The organism is Brevibacterium sp. VCM10 (assembly GCF_000583215.1).
Lineage (GTDB): Bacteria > Actinomycetota > Actinomycetes > Actinomycetales > Brevibacteriaceae > Brevibacterium > Brevibacterium linens.
On the sequence record NZ_JAJB01000032.1, the window covers coordinates 1 to 24,923 of the forward strand.

At 65.8% G+C, this 24,923-nt stretch carries 22 protein-coding genes; 13 read left to right on the forward strand and 9 right to left on the reverse strand.

Translation table 11 applies throughout. From position 1 onward, the window contains the following. Window positions 1–35 precede the first annotated feature (35 nt). The gene (locus tag AD89_RS0110085; protein ID WP_025778479.1) at window positions 36–638 is read right to left on the reverse strand and encodes a mycothiol transferase; all 603 of its coding nucleotides are present in this window, start codon (window positions 636–638) and stop codon (window positions 36–38) included. Window positions 639–763: 125 nt separating this feature from the next. On the opposite strand from AD89_RS0110085, the gene AD89_RS0110090 reads away from it, so the two are divergent. Both AD89_RS0110090 and AD89_RS0110095 read left to right on the forward strand, forming a co-directional pair. Continuing rightward, on the forward strand, window positions 764–1,807 hold the full coding sequence (locus AD89_RS0110090) for a helix-turn-helix transcriptional regulator (RefSeq protein WP_025778482.1): 1,044 nt from the start codon (window positions 764–766) through the stop codon (window positions 1,805–1,807). 131 nt (window positions 1,808–1,938) lie between these two features. Then, the gene (locus AD89_RS0110095) at window positions 1,939–2,328 is read left to right on the forward strand and encodes a universal stress protein (protein WP_025778484.1); all 390 of its coding nucleotides are present in this window, start codon (window positions 1,939–1,941) and stop codon (window positions 2,326–2,328) included. Between the two features lie 68 nt (window positions 2,329–2,396). Here AD89_RS0110095 and AD89_RS0110100 read toward each other — a convergent pair whose 3' ends face one another. Then, on the reverse strand, window positions 2,397–5,507 hold the full coding sequence (locus tag AD89_RS0110100; RefSeq protein ID WP_231488572.1) for an FAD-binding and (Fe-S)-binding domain-containing protein: 3,111 nt from the start codon (window positions 5,505–5,507) through the stop codon (window positions 2,397–2,399). A gap of 350 nt (window positions 5,508–5,857) precedes the next feature. On the opposite strand from AD89_RS0110100, the gene AD89_RS20140 reads away from it, so the two are divergent. The 7 genes from AD89_RS20140 to AD89_RS19920 all read left to right on the forward strand — a co-directional run bounded on the left by AD89_RS20140 (window position 5,858) and on the right by AD89_RS19920 (window position 12,586). Beyond that, complete coding sequence (locus tag AD89_RS20140; RefSeq protein WP_197021738.1) at window positions 5,858–6,010, forward strand: hypothetical protein; 153 nt, start codon at window positions 5,858–5,860, stop codon at window positions 6,008–6,010. A gap of 526 nt (window positions 6,011–6,536) precedes the next feature. Further along, the gene (locus AD89_RS0110110) at window positions 6,537–7,502 is read left to right on the forward strand and encodes an inositol monophosphatase family protein (protein ID WP_025778487.1); all 966 of its coding nucleotides are present in this window, start codon (window positions 6,537–6,539) and stop codon (window positions 7,500–7,502) included. 169 nt (window positions 7,503–7,671) lie between these two features. After that, on the forward strand, window positions 7,672–8,661 hold the full coding sequence (locus AD89_RS0110115; RefSeq protein WP_025778489.1) for a siderophore ABC transporter substrate-binding protein: 990 nt from the start codon (window positions 7,672–7,674) through the stop codon (window positions 8,659–8,661). 188 nt (window positions 8,662–8,849) lie between these two features. Continuing rightward, window positions 8,850–9,791, forward strand: coding sequence for an ABC transporter permease (locus AD89_RS0110120; RefSeq protein WP_051505203.1), 942 nt, complete (start codon window positions 8,850–8,852; stop codon window positions 9,789–9,791). Further along, complete coding sequence (locus AD89_RS0110125) at window positions 9,792–11,006, forward strand: iron chelate uptake ABC transporter family permease subunit (RefSeq protein ID WP_025778493.1); 1,215 nt, start codon at window positions 9,792–9,794, stop codon at window positions 11,004–11,006. Beyond that, entirely contained in the window at window positions 11,003–11,758 is a 756-nt protein-coding gene (locus AD89_RS0110130; RefSeq protein ID WP_025778495.1) for an iron ABC transporter ATP-binding protein, read from the forward strand. Before AD89_RS0110125 ends, AD89_RS0110130 begins: the two co-directional genes overlap by 4 nt. 513 nt (window positions 11,759–12,271) lie before the next feature. Beyond that, window positions 12,272–12,586, forward strand: a complete 315-nt coding sequence (locus tag AD89_RS19920) for a hypothetical protein (RefSeq protein WP_155807407.1) — start codon at window positions 12,272–12,274, stop codon at window positions 12,584–12,586. 227 nt (window positions 12,587–12,813) lie between these two features. Here AD89_RS19920 and AD89_RS0110135 read toward each other — a convergent pair whose 3' ends face one another. Next, window positions 12,814–13,305: a hypothetical protein gene (locus AD89_RS0110135; RefSeq protein ID WP_025778498.1), complete on the reverse strand. Its 492-nt coding sequence runs from the start codon at window positions 13,303–13,305 to the stop codon at window positions 12,814–12,816. Between the two features lie 178 nt (window positions 13,306–13,483). On the opposite strand from AD89_RS0110135, the gene AD89_RS0110140 reads away from it, so the two are divergent. Together AD89_RS0110140 and AD89_RS0110145 are read left to right on the forward strand one after the other, a co-directional pair. Next, the gene (locus tag AD89_RS0110140; protein WP_025778500.1) at window positions 13,484–15,403 is read left to right on the forward strand and encodes an amidohydrolase; all 1,920 of its coding nucleotides are present in this window, start codon (window positions 13,484–13,486) and stop codon (window positions 15,401–15,403) included. Between the two features lie 98 nt (window positions 15,404–15,501). Beyond that, complete coding sequence (locus tag AD89_RS0110145; protein WP_025778502.1) at window positions 15,502–16,815, forward strand: acyltransferase family protein; 1,314 nt, start codon at window positions 15,502–15,504, stop codon at window positions 16,813–16,815. Window positions 16,816–16,924: 109 nt separating this feature from the next. Here the strand turns inward: AD89_RS0110145 and fabG are convergent, their stop codons facing one another. The 5 genes from fabG to AD89_RS18435 all read right to left on the reverse strand — a co-directional run bounded on the left by fabG (window position 16,925) and on the right by AD89_RS18435 (window position 21,276). Then, a complete protein-coding gene (gene fabG / locus AD89_RS0110150) occupies window positions 16,925–17,734 on the reverse strand; it encodes a 3-oxoacyl-ACP reductase FabG (protein ID WP_081770423.1) in 810 nt (269 codons plus the stop codon). Beyond that, window positions 17,731–17,853, reverse strand: coding sequence for a hypothetical protein (locus AD89_RS20485; protein WP_269320684.1), 123 nt, complete (start codon window positions 17,851–17,853; stop codon window positions 17,731–17,733). The genes fabG and AD89_RS20485 overlap by 4 nt, the downstream gene beginning before the upstream one ends. Before the next feature lie 28 nt (window positions 17,854–17,881). Then, a complete protein-coding gene (locus tag AD89_RS0110160) occupies window positions 17,882–19,045 on the reverse strand; it encodes an acyl-CoA dehydrogenase family protein (protein ID WP_025778515.1) in 1,164 nt (387 codons plus the stop codon). 31 nt (window positions 19,046–19,076) lie between these two features. Beyond that, a complete protein-coding gene (locus tag AD89_RS0110165) occupies window positions 19,077–20,312 on the reverse strand; it encodes a CaiB/BaiF CoA transferase family protein (protein WP_025778516.1) in 1,236 nt (411 codons plus the stop codon). A 406-nt stretch (window positions 20,313–20,718) separates the two neighbouring features. Next, on the reverse strand, window positions 20,719–21,276 hold the full coding sequence (locus AD89_RS18435) for a DUF1990 domain-containing protein (protein WP_025778520.1): 558 nt from the start codon (window positions 21,274–21,276) through the stop codon (window positions 20,719–20,721). A 165-nt stretch (window positions 21,277–21,441) separates the two neighbouring features. On the opposite strand from AD89_RS18435, the gene AD89_RS0110180 reads away from it, so the two are divergent. Next, complete coding sequence (locus tag AD89_RS0110180; protein ID WP_025778524.1) at window positions 21,442–22,260, forward strand: SDR family oxidoreductase; 819 nt, start codon at window positions 21,442–21,444, stop codon at window positions 22,258–22,260. Window positions 22,261–22,270: 10 nt separating this feature from the next. Here the strand turns inward: AD89_RS0110180 and AD89_RS0110185 are convergent, their stop codons facing one another. Next, the gene (locus AD89_RS0110185) at window positions 22,271–22,885 is read right to left on the reverse strand and encodes a TetR/AcrR family transcriptional regulator (RefSeq protein WP_231488574.1); all 615 of its coding nucleotides are present in this window, start codon (window positions 22,883–22,885) and stop codon (window positions 22,271–22,273) included. Between the two features lie 282 nt (window positions 22,886–23,167). On the opposite strand from AD89_RS0110185, the gene AD89_RS0110190 reads away from it, so the two are divergent. Further along, a complete protein-coding gene (locus AD89_RS0110190) occupies window positions 23,168–24,916 on the forward strand; it encodes a class I adenylate-forming enzyme family protein (protein WP_025778528.1) in 1,749 nt (582 codons plus the stop codon). Window positions 24,917–24,923: the final 7 nt, after the last annotated feature.

The window sequence follows — 24,923 nt, forward strand, 5'->3', positions numbered from 1 at the left end:
GCCGTCAGGTAGTTCTGGGGGTAATTCGTGGGGACTCAGGTCCAGTCGATGCCCTCGGGCGGCCACGGTTCGGCGTCCGCCTGAGCATTGAGCTGGTAGGCGATCGCCCCGTCGATCGATTCGCGGATGATGTCAGCGTGGCCGGCGTGGCGGGCGATCTCGGTGGCCAGGTGCCATAGGATCCACCGCACGGTCATATCGAAGTCATCGGGCATCCACGGGTTATCCGGCATCGGCACTTCGGTGCCGAGATCGGTCCCAGTCTCTTCGACAGCCGACCGAGCCTCCTCGATCCCGTCGATGACCGTGTCGAAGATCGCGACCGCCTCGTCGATGTCGAGGTCGGGGAGGGCCGACCCGTCGAACATCGCCGTGAGTCCCACCTTCTCGTTGACCGCCCGGTAGTCGTCTTCTCCGACCTCTCTAGTCGGATCCTTGACTTGGATGAGCCAGTTGTTGACCACCTGAGCGCCGTGGACGATGAGCCCGAGGATGCTCAATCCACTGGTCGTCGGCGTGCTGCGAGCCTGCGCATCGGTCAGGCCCTGCGCCGTGAGCTTGAGCTGGGTGCACTGCTGGGTGAGGTAGGTGAACGCGGCGTCGGCTTCGCTCGTGACGGAAGGGGTGAAGAACGGCATGATCTCTCCTTTGCGATGTCCGCCGGGGCCGGATGGCTGAAGCGGTGAACCTATCGTCAGGTGTGATGCGGACATATACTGTCCGCATCAATAAGTCCGGCGAAAGTTTCTCATTCGGAGGTGGAATGCAGTCGGAGACGCGGCTCTTGAGTCTGCTCGGTCTGTTCGCGTCCGGCAGGAGCTGCACTGCCGTCGAGCTCGCCTCCCGCTTCGACGTTACCCCACGTACCATCCGTCGAGATATCGCCGCGTTGCGCGATCTCGGCTACATCATCTCCTCGGCACCGGGCCTAGCCGGGGGCTATCGCGCCGAATCGCGGACGGTGCTGCCGCCGCTGCAGCTCGAGGCAGGCGAGGCACTGGCCACGGCGGTCGGTCTGGTGCTCCTGCGTGGGGCCGGCCTGGACACCGAACACGCGGAATCGGCGACGACGAAGTTGCAGACGATGCTGCCGGCGGCCATGCGCGCGACCGTCGCCGATATCTCGACGGCTGTGTCCGTGTCCGAAGGCCACGCACCCGGAGTCGACATCAGCGCGGTCATCACGCTCGCCTCGGCGATCAATGCGTCGACGATCGCGACCTTCGACTACCGGAAGATGCAACGCCCTGACGTCGACGACCCCACTGTCACCGGCCCGACCGGCGACCCGACTGTCGACACATCCCGTACGGCGACTGCCGCTCCGACCGGCGACCACCCCTCGACACCCCGTCGCGTTGAACCGATCCGTCTCGTCGTCTTCGGTGCGCACTGGTACCTCTTCGCCTTCGACCTCGATCGCGACGACCATCGGGTCTTTCGCCTCGACCGCATGAACCGGGTTCACGCGACGACATTGAGCATCACCCCACGTGAGCACCCCGACCCCGAGGCGGCTGTGTCCGCAGCCGTGACCACCACCGCGTATCCGCACACCGTCGTTCTGCGCACGGCCGCCTCGGCGCGGGAAGCGAAGGAATGGTTCCCCACCCGCAGTGCCACCATCACCGAGGCGGCCGATGGTGCGCGCATCACCTGCGGATTCTGGGACCTCAGGTGGGTCGCAGCCACCCTTGCGTCCATCCCTGCCGAGATCGAAGTGCTCCACCCACCCGAGCTCATCGACGCCCTCCGCGACCACGCAGAGAGAGCGCAGGCGGTCGTCGAAGCATCTAGAACTACCTGACGGCGGCCCAGCAACCTCGCGCGAGGTTGCTGGGCCGCCGTCAGGTAGTTCTGGGGGTGGGGCGGCGGTTGCCTGACCGTAGAGTGATCCCGAAGTGAACGAATCATGGATGAGTCCATATACTGGGGGCCATGACGATTCTCATTGGCTACCTACCCGCTCCCGAGGGTGAGGCTGCTCTGCGTGCGGGTTTCGCAGAGGCCGAACTGCGGTCGAGCGCCGCCGTCGTGATCAACTCACAGCGACGAGGTGCCAGTGGAGCTCCGACCGAGATCGGTGAGGACGAGATCAAGCGGATCGTCGACCTCGGCAGGGAATCGGACGTCGAGGTCGAGGTGCTCCAGCCCGATCACGAAGACGATCTGCCCGGCACGCTCAATGACCTCGCCGAGGAGTACGACGCCCAACTCATCGTCATCGGCCTGCGCAAACGCTCGGCGATCGGGAAGTTCATCCTCGGCTCGCAGGCACAGCGGATCCTCCTCGAAGCCGAAGTCCCGGTGCTCACCGCCAAGGCCTGAGACGACGGCCAAGGCCTGAGACGACGGCCAAGGCCGGAAGCCTCGCCGAGGCGGCCCTGACCTCGGACTCAGCGCCGCGGTTCCAGCCCCCACCCCCACGCGAGGAGCTCGGCCAGCGACACCCCCGCAGCGTCGCTGAGATCCGTGATCTGCGTGCGGCACGAATACCCGTCGGCAAGAACGACCTGCAGCCGCCCCTCCGCGCCTGATCCCGTGGCACGAGTGCGCGAAGCATCTGAGACAGCCTCCGTCGCACGATGAGCTGAAGCGTCGGTATCGGTATCGGTATCGGCAACGGTGACGCTATCGGAATCGGCCCGAGCCTCCACACCGGTGGCCCGTCCGCGTCTGCGCAGAGCCGGCAGCAGAGCCACCTCGGCGACGGCGACCGAAGTCTCGAAATGACCGTCTTCGACGCCGAAGTTCCCGGCCAGACCGCAGCACCCGCCGAGGAACTCAGTGTCCGCTCCGGCCCGGGCCAGCAGCTCCTGATCGGCGGCGTTGCCGAAGATCGCCGACTGGTGGCAGTGCGGCTGCACGAGTGCTTCGACCCCGGACAGGTCCGGCAGTTCGGCACCGATGCTCAGCAGATACTGGGCCAGGGTCTGCACCCGGTTCGCCACCCGGTGCGAGGCCTCATCGGCGACGAGCTTGAGCGAATCATCCTTGAGCGTGGCCAAACACGAGGGCTCGACGCCGATGATCGGCACATTCTCTGTCGCATCGAGAGCGGTGATCGTCTCCGACAGATTCGCCTTCGCCGCATCGAGCTGACCGGTCGAGATGAGCGGCAGTCCGCAGCACACCGTCTGATCGATCACCCGCACATGCACCCCGGCCTGCTCGAGTACGGCGACGGCCGCAGCGAGGATGCGCGGAGCGAAATGGTTCGACCAGGAATCGGCGAACAGCACGACCTCAGCCGTGGGCCGCAGCGAGTCCGCGGCCGGTGACGAATCCGTGCCCGGTGACTCGGCGCTCGCACGCGACTCAGCGGGGGAGTGCGACTTCGGTGCCGCCTCGGCGGTGGTGGCCCACCATTTCCTGAACGTCGTGGACGCGAACTGCGGAATCGACCGGCGGACGTCGATGCCGGCCATCCTCTTCGCCAGCGTCGTCAGCCCCGGCAGCCCCGAGACCCGGTTGACCGCGGGCGCGAGCGGAGTGATGAGACGCGCGAGCTGCGGAAGGAACCCGAGCGAATAGTGCTGCATCGGCCGCAGCCTGCCCTTGTACGACTGGTAGAGCACCTCGGCCTTGTACGTGGACATGTCCGTGCCGGTCGGGCATTCGGTCCCGCAGGCCTTGCACGACAGGCACAGGTCGAGAGCCTCGTGCACCTCGGGGGAGTCCCAGCGAGGCTCGAGCAGATCCCCGGACACCATCTCCTGCAGCACTCGCGCACGCCCCCGCGTCGAATGCCGCTCATCCCGTGTGGCCTGGTACGACGGGCACATGATGCCGCCGCCGGCCGCCGAATCCGCACGGCACTTGCCGACCCCGGTGCACCGGTGCACCGCCGACGCGAAACCGGCGGACTCGCCCTCGTAGGCCATCGCGAGGGTTCCGGGCAGCTCCTGACGCAGCGGCAGCTGAGTGAGACGGACCGACTCGTCGAGGGCGTCCGGGTCGACGATGACACCGGGATTGAGCAGATGCTGAGGATCGAAGAGCCGCTTGACCTGGGAAAACAGGTCGAGCGCCGCCGGGGTGTACATGAGGCGCAGCAGTTCGGAGCGGGCCCGACCGTCCCCGTGCTCCCCGGAGACCGACCCGCCGTAGCGCGCGACGAGCTTCGTGGCCGCGACCATGAAATCGCGCATCACCTGCCCGCCGTTCGGATCCTCGAGCGGGAAGTCCACGCGCATGTGCAGGCAGCCGTCGCCGAAGTGCCCGTAGGGAATCGCCCACAGCCCGTGCTCCTCGAGCAGCTCCATGAGGTCATGCAGATAATCGCCGAGGTGGTCCACCGGAACCGCCGAATCCTCCCAGCCGGCGTGGGCGTCGCGCCCATCGGGGGTGCGCGAGACGAGACCTGCGCCATCGGCGCGGATCGCCCACACCTCGGCCGCGGCCCGGGCGTCGAGGACTGCGGAGTCGCGTGACGTCGATTCGGAGATGAGGCGCTGAGTCTCGGTCTCGAGCGCGGCCTCGTCCTCACCGGTGAGTTCGACGACGAGCCAGCCCGCACCCTCGGGGAGGGGCGGGACCGCCTCGGCGCCCTTGGTGTCGATGACCCGGTCGAGCATGCGCGAATCGAGGCCCTCGCAGGCGGCGACGGGGAAATCCTTCAGCAGCGGCGCATCGTGGGCGGCGGCGACCATGTCCGCATAGCCGAGCACAACCGCCGAGGTGAAGCTCGGTTCCTTGACCAGCCGCATCTTCGCCGCGAGGATCACTCCCCAGGTGCCCTCGGTGCCGGCGAAGGCGCGGCGGACGTCGAAGCCGTTCTCCGGAAGGAGGGACTCGAGTCCGTACCCGGAGACCTGACGGGAGAACGTGCCGAAGTTCGTGCGGATGGTGCCGAGGTTCTGTGCCACGAGTTCGTGCAGCCGCGGGAACGTCGTGGAGGCGTCCGTGTCATCGAGGGTGACGACGGTGCCGTCGATGAGCATGATCTTCAGCGCGAGAACGTTGTCGCCCGTGCGTCCGTAGCCCAGCGCCCGGGGCCCGCAGGCATTGTTGCCGATCATCCCGCCGATCGTGCAGCGGGTGTGGGTGGACGGGTCCGGGCCGAAACGCAGACCGTGCGGTTTGGCCTGTTTCTGCAGGTGGGCGTGGACGCAGCCGGACTGCACCCAGGCCGCCTGCTCATCCGGATCGAGGTCGAGGACCGCGTTCATGTGGAGAGAGAAGTCGAGGACGATGCCGCGGCCGATGGCGTTGCCGGCGATCGATGTGCCGGCACCGCGGCTGGTGATGGGCACACCGAGGCGGCGCGCAACAGACAGGACACGAGCCACCTCGCCCTCGTCGTGAGGGAAGACGACGGCGGCAGGGACAAGGCGGAAGAGAGAAGCGTCGGAGGAGTATGCGGCGCGGTCGGTGTCGTCGATGCTGAAATCACGGATGCCTGCGGCACGGAACTGTTCGGCGAGTGCGGTGGGAAGCGGCGTCTGGGACTCGTCTTCGTCGACGGTCGCCCGATTCGCTCCAGTGGGATCGGCCATAGTCGTCATGTCCGCATTGTGCCACTTGGGTTGCCGGAACAGCGATACCGTCCACGCCGGGAAGCGGCGAGCGAAGGTCATCGGTGAAATCCAAGTAATGTTATATATTCGTTATCTTGCGTGCTCAGAACGGTGCTACACAGTAGCCCGAGTTCCTATATTCGGGAATTCTTGGTGTCTTGACATATTCGTGGTATCTAATGGGACTACACCAATTCGTGGCAACGGGCCACACCATGAATGCAGGGGAAGAAAACATGTCTCGTCGAGCTCGTGAATTGACAGTTGATCAGGCGGCATTAGTCGGTGCGGTCCGAAAGGTCGCACGGCAGCGCTCCAAAATCAACACCGACTATGTGATGGCGATTCTGCGCGCCCGCGAAGAGGGTGCGACCTTCGGTGCGATCGCCGAGGCGGCGGGCACCTCTTCGCAGGCCGTTCAGGAGATCGTGCGCAGGCACGGACCGGTCAAGCGCAGTAAGCCGAAGGCCGGGGTCGCCGACCCCGCCTGACCTCAGGAGCCACAGGGGAAGAACGGCACTCGCCTGCCCCCTCTGTGTCCGCACTTCCCGCGCAGAAACCAGGGCGGTGATCCTTATTCGGTATGGATCACCGCCCTTGTGCGATTCATGGACGGTCTCTGACGGTTGCGTGACCGATTCATCGAGGTGCCGGAAGCGGGAATTCTCGTTCCGGGGACAATGGCCCTGTTGGGTGAACACATTTCCGAAGCGAAATTCTGCTCGAGGCATGGAAATCGCTTCAGGATTCGACACTTCCTCGTTTGTGAAATCACCTGGATCGAAGTGCGGTGACGGCAACCGCAGGTGCGTTTCCGGGAGGCGTGAATAGCTGTGCGATCGGAGTTCCTGAGGCCCCTGGGCGGATTAGATACAAGAAGTACATAGTCGCCGATGTATTGCAGTCTTGTTACACAGGGGGCGGACTGAGGCCGTGGGAAGCGGACTGCGCGGACGGGCAGGATTCTGCCGGCGGACGCTTAGGCGAGGGGCGCGGCGGGGTGTCTAGAGTGACCGTATGAACTCCGAGCTCGAATCCCTGCCCGCTGAGATCGTCGACCACTCTCTGATCCGCATCGCCTCCGACCTCTCAATCATGGCGTGGGAGCAGATGCTCGCTTGGAGGCCGATGCTCGGCGCGCGCCTCGACGCCAATGTCGTCGACACGAAGACCTCGCCGAATGACCTCGTCACTCGCGCCGACGCGCAGATCGAGGCGCTCGTGCGCGGCTACCTCAACCAAGTCAGGCCCCATGACCTCATGGTCGGCGAAGAGGGTTCGGAAGCCCTCGACCCGGTCGCATTCTTCCCTGCGGACTTCCTGCTGGGACTCAACGCATTCGATCCGGAGACCGGTGCGCTCAACGAGATCGCTGACGACGGTCCGCGGCTGGAATGGCATATCGACCCGATCGACGGCACCGTCAACTATGTCCGCAGCATCGAACACCATGCCTTCTCCGTCGGCGTCTGCGCGGTGGCAGATGAGAAGGACGCCGGCCTCGGACTCGGCGACTGGCAGATCGGACTCGTCGCCTCGCCCGGGCTGGACGCCACATGGCTGGCGGCCGCGGGCCTGGGTGCCTTTCGGATCGACGGACGTCTGGCCGACCACCGCGAGACCGGTGCCGCCATACCGGCACGACGACTGCGCGGGACTCCGCCCGGGCTGTCCGGCAGGCTCCTGGCCACCGGTTTCGCCTATGCCCTGAGCAACCGCGGAGTCCAACTGGCCAAGCTCGAGAACCTCATGGCCGGATACGACGACATCCGTCGCTGCGGCTCGGCCGCACTCGACCTGTGCATGGTCGCCGAGGGCCGAGTCAACGGCTACGCCGAACGCGGCCTGGGCATCTACGACTACGCCGGTGGGGCTGTCATCGTCGAAGAGGCCGGACTCAAGGTCAGTCGCGGAGGATCCGGCGGCCCGACAGCCGCCGCCGACACCCAGGACGAGGTCGACAGGCTCATCGCCGCCATCTGACCAGGGCGCAGCGGAGCCTGCCGCCCGCCCGCACGCCCATCCGGCCCCACTTCAGGTGTGATGCAGATAACGTCACACTTCTTTGACTTTATTTTTGAAGCATAGGCTAAGCTTACTTTCAGTGTGTGCACACGCTCGACCTATTCGTTCATTCCTGAAAGTGGGACCCATGGTTTCGACTCGCCTTCAACTGAGCGCCCTGGCAGGCGTTGTCGCTCTCACCCTGGCAGGCTGCGGCTCTGCCGACTCCGATTCGGCGCAGGCCGATGACTCCGGCTCCACGATCGAGGTCGAGGACAACAACGGCAAGCAGACCGTCGCCTCTCCGCCGCAGTCCGTCGTCGCCACCGACAACCGCACGTTCCAGACCCTCAGCGACTGGGGCATCGAACTCAGCGGCGGCGCCGTCGCCCTGATGAGCGACGACCTCGACTACACCCAGGACGACTCGATCCTCGACCTCGGCAATCACCGCGAACCCGACCTCGAGAAGGTCGTCGAAGCGGAGCCCGATCTCATCGTCAACGGCCAGCGATTCGCCCAGTTCCACGACGACCTGGCCAAGCTCGCTCCCGACGCGACGGTGCTCGAACTCGATCCCCGCGACGGTGAGGACTTCGACGCCGAACTGCGCCGCCAGACCGAGGTGCTCGGCGAGGTCTTCGGCAAGCAGGACGAGGCGAAGGCGCTCGTCGACGACCTCGACGCCTCAATCGAACGTGCTCAGTCCGCCTACGACGACAGCGACAAGGTGATGGGCCTGATCACCTCGGCCGGCGACATCGGCTACGCAGCACCATCGGTCGGCCGCACCGTCGGTCCCGTCTTCGACATCCTCGATCTCGACCCGGCCCTCGAGGTCGACGAGGGCAGTGAAGACCACCAGGGCGACGACATCTCCGTCGAAGCCATCGCGAAGTCGCAGCCCGACCTCATGATCGTCCTCGACCGCGACGCGTCCTTCGCCCCAGAGGACCGCGACGAAGGCTCCGCCCCGGCCGCCGAAGTTCTCGAAGACTCCGAAGCGCTCAAGGATGTCCCTGCGATCAAGGACAACGCGATCGTCTACTTCCCCGAGGACACCTACCTCAACGAAGGCATCCAGACCTACACCGAATTCTTCAACGACTTCGCCGACAAGCTCGAAGACCAGAAGTGATGACCCTCGCCGAGGCGGCCCGCCGTCGGAACGAAGCCCGACGCAGCCGGACGGCTGAGTCCCCACAGGGAACGGTCGCCCCGTCCCCAGCCGGGACGGCGGATCCGTCCCCGGGTGGGACGGAAATTCCGTCCCCGGCTGGGACGGAAGTTTCGCCCCCACGTGGGGCCGCCTCGGCGAAGGCACCCCTGTTCGGATGGCCGCTTGTGCTGGGCATCCTCGGGGTCGCCATCCTCCTCGCGATCTCGCTGCTCACCGGCGTCTATGACGTCTTCGGCGGCGACGGCGGGGCGGAGATGTTCCAGATCACGCGGATCCCGCGCACGATCGCCCTCGTCCTGGCCGGTGCCGCCATGGCGATGTGCGGACTGGTCATGCAGCTGCTGACCCAGAACCGCTTCGTCGAACCGACGACGACCGGCACCACCGAATGGGCGGGTTTGGGCCTCATGCTCACCGTCATCATCTACCCCGATGCCTCGATCGTGGCGCGGATGGTCGGGGCGATCATCGCCGCGTTCGTCGGCACCCTCGTCTTCTTCGTCTTCCTGCGCCGCGTGTCCTTGAAGTCCTCGCTCATCGTGCCCATCGTCGGCATCATGCTCGGCGCCGTCGTCGGTGCCGTCTCGACATTCATCGCAGTGCAGACGGACATGCTCCAATCCCTGGGCATCTGGTTCGCCGGCAGCTTCACCTCGATCCTGCGCGGACAGTACGAGACCCTGTGGATCGTCGCGGCCGTCGTCGTGGCCATCTTCGTCCTCGCCGATCGCTTTACCGTGGCCGGACTCGGCAAGGAGATCGCCACCAACGTCGGCCTCAACTACAACCAGATCCTGTTGCTGGGCACCGTGTTCGTGGCGATTGCGACCGGAGTGGTCACCGTCGTCGTCGGCAACCTGCCGTTCCTCGGCCTCATCGTGCCCAACATCGTCTCGCTCATCCGCGGCGACGACCTGCGCTCGAATCTGCCGTGGGTGTGCCTACTCGGCATCGCGATCGTCACCATCTGCGACCTCATCGGCCGTATCATCGTCATGCCCTTCGAAGTGCCCGTGTCCCTCATCCTCGGCGTCGTCGGAGCGGCCGTGTTCGTCGCCCTGCTGCTGCGTCAGCGGAAGGTCGGGTGAGTGCCGATGCGAGCGAAGGACGAATCCCCGGTCGACACCGGCACCGAGGCGGCCGACCCGACCGCGGCCACCGTCGTGAACGGCGGGGATCGGTCCACCGGCACCGAGGCGGTCGACCGAGATCGTCCCACTGTCACTGACCCGACCGGCACGGAGCGTTCCGGTGCGGGCGCACGGGTCGTTCGGCCGCCTCGGCGAGGGTCTTCGCCCGCTCAGCGGTCGTCGGGTCCGCTGCCGACGGCGAAGTCCGTGCGGCGGTACTGGACGATGATCATCGTGCAGTCGGTCGCCTCGGCGGGGATCGCTCTGGGCATCCTGGCCTGGGACAATCCGATGCCGATCACGGACCCGGGGTTCTGGCTGATCGCGGAGCTGCGGCTGACGAACCTCGTCGTCATCGCCCTGGTCGCGCTGTGCCAGTCGTTCGGCACGGTCGCCTTCCAGACGGTGACGAACAACCGGATCATCACGCCCTCGATCATGGGATTCGAATCCCTCTACGTGGCGATCCAGACCTCGGCGATGTACTTCTTCGGGGTCACGGCGATCGTCGAGCTCAAGGGACTCGTGCCCTTCGTCGTCCAACTCATTCTCATGGTCGGGCTGTCGCTGGCGCTCTACGGGTGGCTGCTGTCGGGGCGGCATTCCTCGGTGGCGCTCATGTTGCTCATCGGCGTGGTCATCGGCGGCGGACTCGGATCGGTGGCGACATTCATGCAGCGGACGCTGACGCCGAGCGAGTTCGACATCCTCTCCGCACGCCTGTTCGGGTCGATCTCGAATTCGGATTCGAGCTACCTGCCGGTGTCGATCCCGCTGTGTGTGCTGGCCTGCCTCGGGCTGTACCTGAGCTCGTCGCGCTTGAATGTGACGGCGCTGGGGCGGGACATGACGAGCAACCTGGGGCTGAGCTACAAGCGAGAGCTCATCAGAGTCCTCTTCTTCGTCTCCATCCTCATGGCGGTGTCCGTGTCGATGATCGGACCGATGGTCTTCCTCGGCTTCCTCGTCGCGATGCTCGCCTACCAGTTCGCCGACACCTATGACCACAAGCGTCTCTTCCCGATGGCCGCCCTCCTCGGGTTCGTCGTCCTCGGTGGGGCGTACTTCGTCATGAAGAACATCTTCTACGCCGAGGGGGTCGTGTCGATCATCATCGAGATCGTCGGCGGCGGCGCCTTCCTGCTCGTCATCCTGCGAAAGGGGCGCCTGTGATCACGCTCGAATCGGTCCGCAAATCCTACGACGACGAGGTCTCGATCGGACCCGTCGACCTGCAGATCCCTGCCGGGGGAGTCACCGCCCTGGTCGGGCCGAACGGTGCGGGGAAGTCGACGCTGCTGACGATGATCGGGCGGCTGCTCGGGCTCGATTCCGGTGCGATCTCGGTAGCCGGCTATGACGTCAGCTCGACGAAGTCCAAGGACCTGGCGAAGATCGTATCCATCCTGCGGCAGGAGAACCACTTCATCACTCGGCTGACGATTCGGCAGCTCGTCGGCTTCGGTCGCTTCCCGCATTCGAAGGGACGCCTGACGGCTGCCGATGAGGAGGTCATCTCGCAGGCGATCGACTTCCTCGAGCTCGGTGAGCTGGAGAATCGGTTCATCGACGAGCTCTCCGGCGGGCAGCGGCAGCGTGCCTATGTGGCGATGGTGCTGGCGCAGGACACCGACTACGTGCTGCTCGATGAGCCGCTGAACAATCTCGACATGAAGCGATCGGTGCAGATGATGCAGCACCTGCGCCTGGCGGCGGCCGAGATGGGCAGGACTATCGTCATCGTCCTCCACGACATCAACTTCGCCGGTCACTACGCCGACCACATCTGTGCGGTCAAAGACGGTGCGGTGGTCGAGTTCGGCACGCCCGAGGAGATCATGACCGGCGAGGTGCTCTCCCGGGTGTTCGACACTCCCGTCGACGTCATCGACGGCCCTCGAGGCCCGCTGGCGGTGTATTTCTGAGTCCGGGCCTGTCGGTGGGAACGGCTGTCCGTTTGTGAGGTCTGTCCGTGCGGTGGCTGGGGGTGCCCGGGGCGGCCGGGGCACCCATTGGGCAACTTTCGGGCGCTCATCGCCTTTTGACCGAACCATCGAGTTCGAACCCGATTCATGGATCAAAAGGCGATGACGGTTCGGACGAAAGTCGATCACGGATGGCGCAAAAGGCGATTACTGGACTTGCACATTCGTGGACTGAGTTCTCACCCGCGCACCAGACGCTGTGGAAGACCTGCTCGTCCGGCGACTTGCGAGAATCCAGACAGTCAGTGCGAGATTCGGTTCCGACGGACGGAACCCATCGCAGCGGTGCTCAGCAGGTGCGTGATCTCAGAAACTGTTGTGCGGAGCCGTTCATCAGCGGCCTGGGGAGAAGAACTCGACTCGTCCGTCGTTGACTTGTGGACGACGAAACGTTGTCCACGACCCTGGCGCAAGGGCTTCTGAACTCGAGCCGCTGTTGCCGATACTCGCCAGATGAAGAATACGATCTATCGCGAAGAAATCAGTGCCGCCAGCATCTATTCCAACACGATCAAGAGTGCGTTGGACTGTTGTCTTATTCGACTCTGCCGCGGAGTGTACTCGGTGATCCGCGAGTGCCGAGTGAAAGACCACAGCCGAATTGCGGCATTGATCAGCGACCTCGACTGGATCAACTTCCATGTCGACAGAACTCCATCCGATTTGAAGCATGATTTCAGGTACCAAACTCAGCGAGCTGTTGACCACCGGGTTTTGTGCAGTTGGGTATCGAGTTTTGTGTGGTGCATCGAGTTTTTTTACCGATGATCTGATCAGAAAGCGATTATTCGCCGAGGAGGCCGCTGAGTGACGACGCCTCGGCACTCGGTGGGGGTGCCGTTCAGTGCCAATTCCTGCGTCGGCCTCCATTGGCCACTCGAAGAGAACGGCGCTGATGTTCGTGACCGCCGGATCCTTTTTGCGGCCTTCCTCAACCAAAGTGAGGACGCGGAAGGCGGCTGCGCTTTCGGTCTGAGCAGACCCGGCGGCCTCCTCTATTTGTCGTCTGCCTCGACGGCCGGGCGGACCGTCACCCAACGGCGCACTGCGAGCACGAGTGCTGCGATGAGTCCGACGATGAGCAGCCCGTCGGCGGCGATGTAGAACAGGTGCAGGGCCGAACCTCCGTCATCGACCCCGGCGAGCACGGCATCGGTGCGCTGGTTGAGCAGCGGTCGGATGACGATGACCTTGTTGATGAGCACCGCGATGAGACCGCAGGCCACACCGCGGTAGGCGCGGTCGACTCCCGACTTGAGCAGGGCCCACAGCAGGATCACGGCGATGACCAGCTCGACCCAGTTCATCACGCCGAACACCAGCCGCCCGATGCCCAACCCCAGCGGAATCGTGATGCCCGGGGCCGTGAACTTCAGCGGCGCCTCGATGAGTGAGATGCCGATGATGAGCCCGAGCCAGACGGCGGGCAGGATGATCCGAGCGCTCGCCGCCAACCGCGAGTCATCGGTGCTGAAGAAGTGAGTCATAACCCCGATTCTACTCCTCGTAGAAAAGACGGGCTGCGCCCTCACCTTCGCCCACCAATTACTACCCGACGGCGGCGCAGCAACCATGCGAGGTATCTGGGCCGCCGCCAGGTAGCAAGGAAGCGGTGGTGATCGGCCCACTCAGCGACTTCGCCGCACCCGCTCTAAACTGGTGTCCATGCGTCTGTTCTCCAACGCCGTGGTGCGCACTTTCGCACCCCGAGCCGCCTCGAGTGCCCCCGCCTTGAGCACCCCCGCCTCGAGCACCCCTGCGTCGATCGCCTCCGACCCGAGCGCATCGAACTCAGACACCCCCGCCGCAGCTCCCACCTCGACCGTCGACCTCACTCAGCCGGCCCCCGACGCGATCCTCGTCGACGGGGAGACCATCGTGGCCATCGGCACCCGGGCCGAACTGCTCGACATCGCCGCCGCGCAGTCGTCGACGACGGCGGCGCTCGCCTCGGCGGGTGGGGTCGGTGCGACCACGGTCATCCCCGGACTCGAGATCGACGAAATCGACTGCGGCGGACAGGTCATCCTGCCCGGTTTCGTCGACGGTCACATCCACTCGATCATGTACGCCGACTCCCTGACTGACCTCGATCTGTCCCAGACGAAATCGCTCGCCGAGGCGGTCGCACTCATCCGCGAACGTGCCGATTCCCTCCCGGTGGGCACGTGGGTGGTCGGCTCCGGGTGGGACCTCAACAAATGGGAGGATCCGAGCTATCCGGACCGGACGCTGCTCGACGCCGAGGTTCCCGACCATCCCGTGGCGATGTGGTCACTCGACCTGCACACTCTGTGGGCCAACGCCCACGCCCTCGAGATCGCCGGAATCGACTCCACGACCGATGACCCCTCGGGCGGCAGCTTCGTCCGCGACGACGACGGCCAGCTCACCGGTCTGGTACGCGAAGACGCCACCGACCTCGTCGCCCGCTTCATCCCCGAACCCAGCCGCGAGGACCAGGTCGAACGGCTGGCCACCACGCAGGAACTCTTCCTGTCCCAGGGCCTGACCGGGATCCATGACTTCGACGGCATCTCCGCGACACTGGGGTGGAACGACCTGCACGAAGCCGGTCGACAGGACATGCGGGTCACCCTGTTCCTCCGCTCACCCGAGGTGCCGTGGGCGATCGAGACCGGCTGGCACACCGGCGACGGAGACGACTGGCTGCAGTGCGGCGGGCTGAAGCTGTTCTCCGACGGGGCGCTCGGCTCGCACACCTCGCATATGTCCTCGCCGTTTCCCGAAACCGACGGCGAGACCGAGAACTTCGGCATCGCGCAGATGACCGAGGACGAGCTCTTCGATCAGGCGCACATCGCCACCGAGGCGGGCATCTCCGTGGCCATCCACGCCATCGGCGACCAGGCGAACCACCATGTGCTCGCCGTCTATGAGCGACTGCAAGGCACCACGCGGGCCGCGGAGGAGAAGTTCGGCCGACCCCTGCGTCACCGCGTCGAACACGCCCAGTTCATCCAACCGTCCGACGTCGCCCGATTCGCCGAGCTCGGGGTGCTCGCGTCCATGCAGCCACGCCACTGCATCTCCGATCTGCACCTGCTCCACCTCATCGACGAGTCCGCGCAGCTGGCCGCCTATGCCTGGCCGGACCTGCTCAAGGCGGGCGCGCACGTCGTCTTCGGCTCCGACGGGCCCGTCGAACCCGCCAACCCCTTCGCCGCGATCTATGCGGCGATGACCAGGGCGGACATCTCCGGTGAGTCATCCACAACCTTCCAGCCGCACCGCCGCCTGAGTGCCGTCGAGGCCATCCGTCTGCACACTCAGGGACCGGCGTTCGCCGCCGGCCTCGAGGACCGGCGCGGATATCTGGCGCCGGGCATGGATGCCGACTTCATCGTCGTCGACACCGATCCGTGCACCGCCGAAGGGCTGAGCAGCGACGCCCTCAACACCGAGGCGGCCGCACAGTCGAGCGACCTGAACGGCTCGCGCACGCCGACCGACAGCCTCCTCGGCTACGATTCCGAAGAAGCCCTGTTCGCCCACGCCGAGGCGATCCGCGACACCCGAGTCGCGCTCACCGTCGTCGGCGGCGAAATCAGATACCGCGCCTGACCTCGCCGAGGCGGCCGGCTGCCTCGGCGATGGATGCGACCCGCACCGGCCGTTCCCTCACACACCGTTCCCCGACCAACCGATAAGGACATCCCCGCATGCCCCGCTCGTTCCTGGCCCAGGCTCGCAAGGTCGATGAGGCGACCCCGGATTCTCGCAGCCGCGAGGTCGACTTCCTCCGCGCCGCGGCGATCACCGTCGTCGTGCTCGGCCATTGGACGATCATCGCCGTCAGCGCCACCGACGGCATCGAACCTCACGGATTGCTCGACCAGGCCAGGTGGACGCACCCTCTGACCTGGGTGTTCCAGGTGATGCCGATCTTCTTCCTCGTCGGCGGCTACTCCAACGCGCTGTCCTGGCGTTCGGCCCGGCGTCGGCAGACCGGCTATGCCGAATGGCTGCGGGCGCGCCTGCGCCGCCTCGGGCTTCCGCTCATCCCGCTGCTGCTCGTCTGGCTGGCCACCTGCGTCATCGCCCTGGCCGCCGGCGCCGAACCCGCCTCGGTCCAGCTGGCCTCCCAGATGGCACTCGTGCCGACCTGGTTCCTCGCCGCGTATCTGCTCGTCGTCATCGTCGCGCCGCCGTGTTTGATCCTGTGGGAGCGATGGGGCTGGTGGTCGATCATCGCCGGCATCGGCTTGGCCGGCATCATCGACCTCATCAGCATTGTCACCGAGAGCACTCTCGCCGGCTATCCGAACTACCTGCTCGTCTGGGCGAGCTTCCATCAGTTCGGCTATGCCTGGCTCGACGGCCGACTCTCCAGCATCAGACGCTGCCTGTTGCTCTTCGTCATCGGCGCCGTCGGGCTCGGGCTCCTCGTCGGCTTCGGCCCTTATCCGGTGTCGATGATCACCGCCGGCACCGACACGATCTCGAATTCCGCCCCGACCCGTGTGACCATGGGCTTCCTCGGCATGGCTCAGGCCGGAATCGTGCTCATGCTCCAGCGCCCACTGGCGAAACTGCTGCGCAGCCCGGGACTGTGGTTTCTCACGGTGCTCGTCAACCAGCGCATCATGACCTGGTTCCTCTGGCATCTGACCGCACTGACGGCCCTGGCCAACGTCCTCATCGGCCTCGACGCCGATGCCCTGCTGCCGACTCCGCTGACCGGAATCTGGTGGCTCACCCGTCCGCTGTGGGCACTGGTTCTGCTGGCGATCACCGGGGTGCTCGTGGCGATCTTCGGCCGGTTCGAAACGCCTGCTCCCGACGATCGTCCCGCCCCTCCCGTGTGGATGCCGATCGCCGCCTCGGCGGCCATCTGCGCGGGCCTGGCGATCATGGCCGATACCGGTATGGTCAGCGAGCACGGGGTCACCTGGATCTGGCCGCTGCTGCCGCTCATCGGCATGGTCGCCTTCGGCGTGGTCCGCCTGCCCGGACGGCGATCCGCGAAGAGCTGACCTTCGCCGAGGTGGCCCATCCGCTGCACGAGGAATTCGGAGGGAGAGAAGTGTTGATTTCCTCGGTCGAAATCATCATTCTTCTCCCTCCGAATCGACATGCCCCGGATCAGATATTGCGACCGCCGGAGATCTCGGTGACGGTGCCGGTGAGGTAGCTCGACAGGCCGGAGGCCAGGAACAGCACTACGGAGGCGACCTCTTCGGGTTCGCCGGGGCGGCCGAGCGGGATCTCGGCGAGCTTCGAATCGATCGCGTGCTGGGGCATGGCCGCGGTCATGGCGGTGTTGATGAAGCCGGGCTGGATCGCGTTGATGCGGATGTCCTTGAACGCGACTTCCTTGGCCACGGCCTTCGTCATGCCGACGATGCCCGCCTTCGCTGCGGAGTAGTTCGACTGTCCGGGGTTGCCGACCTTGCCGCTGATCGAGGACACGTTGATGATCGAGCCGCCGCGGTCCTGCTCGCGCATGAGCGCGGTCGCGACCTTGAGTCCGTTCCATGTGCCGCGCAGGTGCACGGAGATGACGTCGTCGAACTGCTGCTCGGTCATCTTCCGGATCGTCGCATCGCGGGTGATGCCGGCGTTGTTGACCCAGATGTCGATACCGCCGAATGCGGTCGTGGCCGCCTTCGCGAGCTTCTCGACGGCCTCGAGGTCAGAGACGTTGCACACGGCGCCGGTGGCGACGCCGTCTCCGCCGAGTTCGATCACGGCCGCCTGCAGGCTCTCCTCATTCATATCGGCGAGGACGACCTTCGCTCCGGAGTCGACGAGGCTGCGGGCCATCGCCAGGCCGAGCCCCTGGGCTCCGCCGGTGACGACGGCGACCTTGTCGGCAAGCAGGCCGGGGATGGCGGTGACTCCGCCGGTTTCGGTGACGGTGATACCGGTGTTCGCTGCGGTGGTGTCGGTCATGGTGATTCCTTTCGTTCGTGGATGACCAGGCGGTCGTGGGTGACCAGGCGGTCGTGGGTGACCAGGCGGTCGTGGGTGACCAGGGCGGGGCCGGACCTCGCCGAGGCGGTCCGTGTCATTGGTCGTGCAGAATACGGTCCGTGCAGCTCAGAGGTTGAACTGCGGTTTGTGCGCGCCACCCAGCAGCTGCTTGGCGACGACGACGCGCTGGACCTCGGAGGTGCCTTCGTAGATGCGGAAGAGGCGTGCGTGGCGGTAGAAGCGTTCGACCGCGGACTCGCGCATGTAGCCCATGCCGCCCTGGATCTGCACGCCCTTGTCGGCGATTCGGGCCAGTGCTTCGGAGGCGAAGAGCTTCGCCGAGGAGGGACCCAGCTTGCGATCGGTCTCGGCGTCCCAGCGCTGTGCGGCCGAGAGGACGAGGGCCTTGGCGGCGGCGACATCGGTGTAGATATCGGCGAGCATCGCCTGGACGAGCTGGAACCGGGCGATCGGCTCGCCGCCCTGTTTCGCCTCGGCGGCGAAGCGCACGGATTCGTCGAGGATGCGGATCGACTGTCCGACGCAGATCGCGGCGATGTGCAGGCGGCCCTTGTTGAGCGAGGCCATGGCCGCGTAGAAGCCCTTCTCCTCCTCGTCGCCGATGAGGTTGGCGGCAGGCACGCGCACGTCGTCGAAGAAGATCTCCGAGGTCCAGGCACCGGCCTGACCCATCTTGTGATCGTGTGGGCCGACGGTCACGCCTTCGGACTTCGTGGGCACGAGGTAGACCGAGATGCCCTTCGAACCGGTGGCGTTCGGATCGGTGCGGGCGAAGACCATGAGCACATCGGAGGCCTCGGCGTTGGTGATGAACCGTTTGGAGCCGTTGATGATGTAGTCGTCGCCGACGCGTTCGGCTTTGGTCCGCAGGCCCGAGGGGTCCGAACCGGCCTCGGATTCGGTCAGCGCAAAGGACGCGACGACCTCGCCGGAGGCCAGACGGGGCAGCCAGTCGGACTTCTGCTCGTCGGTGCCGTAGTTGACGAGCACCTGCCCGGCGATGCCGTTGTTCGTGCCGAACAGGGACCGGAAGGACGGGGTCGTGTAGCCGAGTTCCATGGCGAGCAGCGCGTCCTGTTCGGCGTTGAGCCCGAGCCCGCCGTACTCCTCTGGCAGGGCCCAGCCGAAGAGGCCCATCTCGGCGGATTCCCTGATGATGGCTTCGGGGAAGGCATCCTCGTCTTCGACCTCGGTCTCGAGCGGAACGACTTTCTCGCGGACGAACTCGCGGACGGCTGACAGGATGTCGTCGAGTTCCGTGTTGTCCATTGTTGGATCTCCTTCGTCTGTGGTGAACGGTTCAGAGGCTGTCGAGCCAGGCACGGACCCGATCGGAGTCGGCTCCGAGCTCCGGGGGAGCGAGGTCGTAGGCGACCTGCGACCTCGACAAGGTGATCGGGTTGCGGATGGTCGGGATGATGCGCTCGCCGCTGCCGGTGTCCACGACCGGTGACAGGCCGAGGCCCGTGGCGTGGTCGACCCCTTCGGCGATCGTGTTGATCGGTGCACAGGGCAGGCCGGCGGCCGAGAGCTTGTCGAACCATTCGTGGGCGGTGTGGGCCTGCAGGGCCTCGAGAAGTTCGGGCTCCAGGGCGTCGCGGTTTGCGTTGCGGTTCTTTGCCTGGGCGAATCGTTCGTCGTCGCACCAATCGGGTCGTCCGACCACCTCGGCGAGGATCCGGAACTGGCCGTCATTGGCGGCGGCGACGATGATCTCACCGGACTGCGTGGCCATCGGCTGGTAGGGGTAGAGGCTCGGGTGGGCGTTGCCCATCCGGGTCGGATTCACGCCTGCGGCGGCGTAGGCGCCGGTCTGGTTGGCCAGGCCGGACATCGCCGAGGACATGAGGTTGGTTTCGACGAGCTGGCCCTCGCCGGTGAGCGTGCGGTGCTGGATCGCGGCGAGGACGCCGATCGTCGTGTGCAGGCCGGTCATGACGTCGAAGACGGCGACTCCGGCGCGGTACGGCGAGCCGTCGGGGCTGCCGGTGACCGACATGAACCCGGACAGCGCCTGCACGAGGAGGTCATATCCGGGCAGCGGGTTCTCACGTCCGAATCCGGTCACCGAGGCATAGATGACTGCCGGGTTGGTCGCGGCGACGCTGTCGTAGTCGAGGTCGTACTTCGCCAGCCCGCCCGGTTTGAAGTTCTCGACGACGATATCGGCCTGCGCCGCGAGCTTCTGCGCGGTGGCGAGGTCATCGGGGTCGGTGAAGTCGAGGACGAGGTCGTATTTGTTGCGGTTGATCGACAGATAGTAGGTGGCATCCTCGTCGCGCACCGGTGGTGCCCAATGTCGAGTGTCATCGCCCTTCGGTCCTTCGACCTTGATGACGGTAGCCCCGAGATCGGCGAGCATCATCGTCGAGTATGGGCCGGCGAGGACACGGGAGAAGTCGACGATGATCTGCCCCGACAGCGGACCTGAACCCGCGCGCGGGAGGAACTCCTCGAGGCGGTCATGGGCAGGCGACCGGTGGTGGTCGTGGCCAGGGCAGCTGTCGTGGTGTTCAGAAGTGGTCGACTGCTTCATCGTCGAATGTCTCCCTCTCGTCGGGCCGGCGGCGCTGCCGCATGCTGCCGGGCTCGGAACGCCCGGCTCGCGCACGCTGTCTTGAGCGCCCTGTCTCGAGCACGCAGGGTGCGCGTATGGTCCATCCCACCATATATCGAATCAGTCAATAATGTACATGCATTCATGACTGAAGAGGTATCGGATCGCTGCTGGACGCATGGCCGACGGGTACTGCGGCCAGATGCTGCCGCCGTTCAGTTCGACTTCGGACGCCGGCGACTGCCGGACGTGCTCACTGCTGGGCGTTCCATTCGTCGAGGCGGCGGCCGCCTCGGGGGAGCCGAGCTGCACGAGACCTGACGGCACCAGGTGAGGTCGACTCCCCGTGGTCCCCGGCTCGCGGGTTGGGCGATGTCCGAGTTGTTCAGGTGCGCGGTGTGGGCGATGAGGCGGGGGACGAGATGGCCGAGGCCAAGGCGAGGGCGCGGCCGTGACGTCTGCTGCCGGCGGCGCTGAGCTGCCGTTTCAGGCCCTCGGCATACCGCCTGGCCATCATCTCCTGTCCGGCCACCGTCACCGGAGCGCCCAGGCGAAGCAGCGGATGCGCGGGAACGGAGTCAGCGGTGATGGTCACGGCCAGTCGACCGTCGGTGCCGATGGAGACGAGGAAGGTCTCCTCTCCGTCCTCGAGGTGACCCGGCAGGGTGCGATAGGTGAATCCGGCGCGATCTGCCTCATCGATCGCCCGGGTCACGACGCACGAACCCACGGGCACGAGCAGATCGTGACCGCGCAGCCGCCTCGGCGAGGCCGGCCATCCGGGATTGAGTCGCAGAGCGACGATCTGGCCCTCGACCACCCGGCGAGACGGGCGGACGACGACGCCGGCGAGCTCCTGCAGCGCCCACGAGAAGACCGCCTCGCGGGCGAGTGGGAATTGTGCGGCCGGGCCGAGGTCGAGATGGAACTCGAGATGATTCATGACTCCATTCTCGTCCAGTGCGCTCGCTTGGTGCCGGAGTCCTTGTCTTCCTCCGACGGCTGTGCCTACGATGAGAACTGATCGCTGAACGAACGCTCGCTTCACGGCGACTCGCCAGGTCAGCGCCGAATGACCATGTCACTGCACGAACACTGGAGTTCATCAATGTCAGACAGCACCTCAGCAGCACAGCCGACAGCCGCCTCGGCGGAACCGAAATCCGGTCGTCGTTTCGACGGCCAGGTCGCCGTCATCACCGGTGCCAGCCGCGGTATCGGGCTCGGAATCGCGCATCGTCTGCAGGCCGAGGGGGCCACCGTCATCCTCACCGCGCGCAAGCCCGAAGCACTGGGCGAGGCAGTCGCGGAGTTCCCCGAGGGCACGGCGATCGGCATCGCCGGCAAGGCCGACGACCCGGCTCATCGGGCAGAGGTGTTCGACACGATCGCTGAGAAGTTCGGTCGCCTCGATGTGCTCGTGGCCAACGCCGGAATCAACCCGGTCTACGGTCCGCTCGTCGACATGGAGCTCGACGCCGCGCGAAAGATCTTCGACGTCAATGTGCTCGGCACGCTGGCCTGGGTGCAGGACGCCGTCCGTCATCAAGGCCTGAATTTCCGCGAGAACAGGGGACGGGTGGTGGCGATCTCCTCGGTGGCCGGGCAGGTGCCGAGCGAGGGCATCGGCTTCTACGGAATCTCGAAGGCGGCGGTCTCGCACCTGACAAAGACCCTCGCCGTCGAGCTCGGTCCCGACATCCGTGTCAACGCCGTCGCCCCGGCAGTGGTCAAGACGAAGTTCGCCACCGCGCTCTACGAGGGCAGGGAAGAGGAGGTCGCCTCCGCTTACCCGGTCAAGCGCCTCGGCACTCCTGAGGACATTGCCGGTGCCGTCGCCTATCTGGCGTCGGAGGACGCCGACTGGATCACCGCGCAGGTGCTCACCGCCGATGGGGGAGTCGTCACCGCCGGCGGCAGCGCCTGAGGGGCACGCGCTACCTCACCGGAAGGCCGGCGGCATGGGCGCAGATCTCGCCATAGCGTTCGGCTACGCCAGCAGGATCAAGCTCACCGCCGGCCCGGTACCACTGCGAGACGCCCGTGCAGATCGTCGTGATCGCGCGTGAGGCATCCCGCGGGAACTCCGTGGTGAAGCTGCCGTCGGCAACGCACTCCTCGACCACCTCGTCGAGGAGTTTCTGCTGCCGGTCACGAGCAGCGATATGAGCATCCCGGTGCTGGCCCTGCAGGCTGCGGATCTCGCTGAAGGCGATGAAGGCGAGATCGGACTGGTGCGCGTGGAAGAGCAGCAGGCATTCGATGAGTCTGTCGAATCGTGCCACCGGCTCCTGCCCGCCGTCGGCGAGTGCCGCGACGCTGCGCTGCCACAGATCCTCCATCGCCAGCCGGTCGATCTCGGCGAGGATCGCATGCTTCGACGCGAAGTGGTGATAGAGACCGGGCACTGACAGCCCGGCCTCGCCAGCCAGCTGGCGGATACTCGTGCCGTGGAATCCGCCCGTGACGAAGCTGTTGAGAGCGGACTGAAGGATCGGCGACAGCAGCGGGGCGTCGTAGTCCCGCCAGTTCGTCATGGTTGCATTGCTCACGAGTGGTTCCTGCCTGCTCCGTCTCACTGTCTTCTCATCCCTAATCTACGGCCATTCGGACCCCGCGGTTCCATTCGCCCCCCTCGGCGGCTTTATTCGACCCACGAAACGTCCCTCCATCTCTGAGCCCGATCGCTTTGCTGCTCGAACGGTCGACATTCATGCCCGGCCGCCCTTGCACCCGACCATCGTGTGACCTACGATACAGAACTAACCGAGCGAGCGCTCGGTCGGCCGAAACAGAGATGTTCCGGTCACGACACGATGAAGGGCGACAGTTAGATGGCAGCCGACAACACCTCCACCGCTACGCAGCACGTGTGGACGCGGCTCTACCCCGCCGGAGTAGGCGAGGCGCCGGATATCCACGACGAGTCCACTGCCCATGCGTGGAATGCCCGCGTCGAAGCGGCCCCAGGTCAGACCGCCGTGACCTATCGCGGCCGCAGGTTCACCACCGCCGATATCGACCGTGAAGCCGAGGCGCTCGCCGCCGGGTTCCGCTCCCGTGGCCTGCAGAAGTCGAACATCGTCGGCGTCTACCTCCAGAACGTCCCGCAGTTCGCCGTGGCACTGCTCGCGGCCTGGAAGATCGGCGTCGTCCCCCTCGTCCTCAACCCCATGTACCGCGGCCGCGAACTGCGCGCGCTCATCGACGATTCGGCCGCCTCGGCGATCATCTGCGACGAAGCAGACCTCGGTCAGGTTCGCGAGACACTGATCGGCAGTTCTCTGACCTGGGTGCTCACCACCGATGACGACGAATACGACCGCGACCCTGCTGACTTCACCGGCGATGCCAAGGCCGCAGCCTCCCGTGAGTCAGAGGCCACCCTCGCCGAGGCGACCCCGGCCGAGTCCGGGATCGCCGTCGACGCGTGGGGTCCCTTCCTCGACTGCTACCGCAGCGACGATCCCAGTCACCGCACCGAACTGCTGCCCGGCCTCGATGACGCCGCACTGCTCACCTACACTTCGGGCACGACCGGGCCGGCCAAAGGCGCCGTCGGCACCCACCGCAATGTGCTCGCCGTGGCCCGGTCGTACGGAGCGTGGATGAGTCTCGGCGAAGGCGACGTCATGCTCGCCATCGCCCCGCTCTTCCACATCACCGGAGCCGTCGCATGCGCGGCGACCTCCCTGATCTTCCCAATCACGCTCGACTTCCTCGGCCGCGTCAATGCGGACAAGATCGTCTCCGCGATCCGCGACGACAAGGTCACGGTGACCATCGGCTCGATCACCGTCTATAACGCCCTGCTCGAACACGAATCGGCCACAGCCGAGGACCTGCAGAGCATCCGCTACCTCTACTCCGGTGGAGCCCCCGTGCCGCCGGCCACGGTCGAGCGGTTCCGGAAGCGGTTCGGCCATTACATCCACAACATCTACGGAATGACTGAAACCGCCTCGGCGGTCATCGGAGTCCCGCCCGACACCGAGGCACCCGTCGACCCGGCTACCGACACCCTGGCCATCGGCGTGCCGTTCCCCGGACTCGAAGCCCGCATCGTCGACGTCGCCGACGGAACCGTCATCACCGATTCCACCGCCGGTGAACTCGAGCTGCGCGGGCCTCAGATCACGCCCGGCTACCTCGGCAAACCCGAGGCAAACAAGACGGCCTTCGACGATGGCTGGCTGCGCACCGGCGACGTCGGAGTCATGGACGCAGCCGGCTGGATCTACCTCGTCGACCGGATCAAGGACCAGATCAACGCCTCCGGGTACAAAGTGTGGCCGCGCGAGGTCGAAGACGTGCTCTACGAGCACCCTGCCGTGCTCGAAGCCGCCGTCGTCGGCCAGCCCGACGACTACCGCGGCGAGACCGTCGTCGCCTACGTCTCCCTGCGTGCCGGGCAGCAGGCGAGCCCCGAAGAGCTCATCACGTTCGCGAAGGAGCGGCTCGCCGCCTACAAGTACCCGCGCATCGTCCACGTCATGACCGACCTGCCCAAGACTCACACCGGCAAGATCCAGCGGAGGATGCTCCGCGAAGCCGGCACCGAGGCGACCCCGACCGAATCCTGATCCCGCC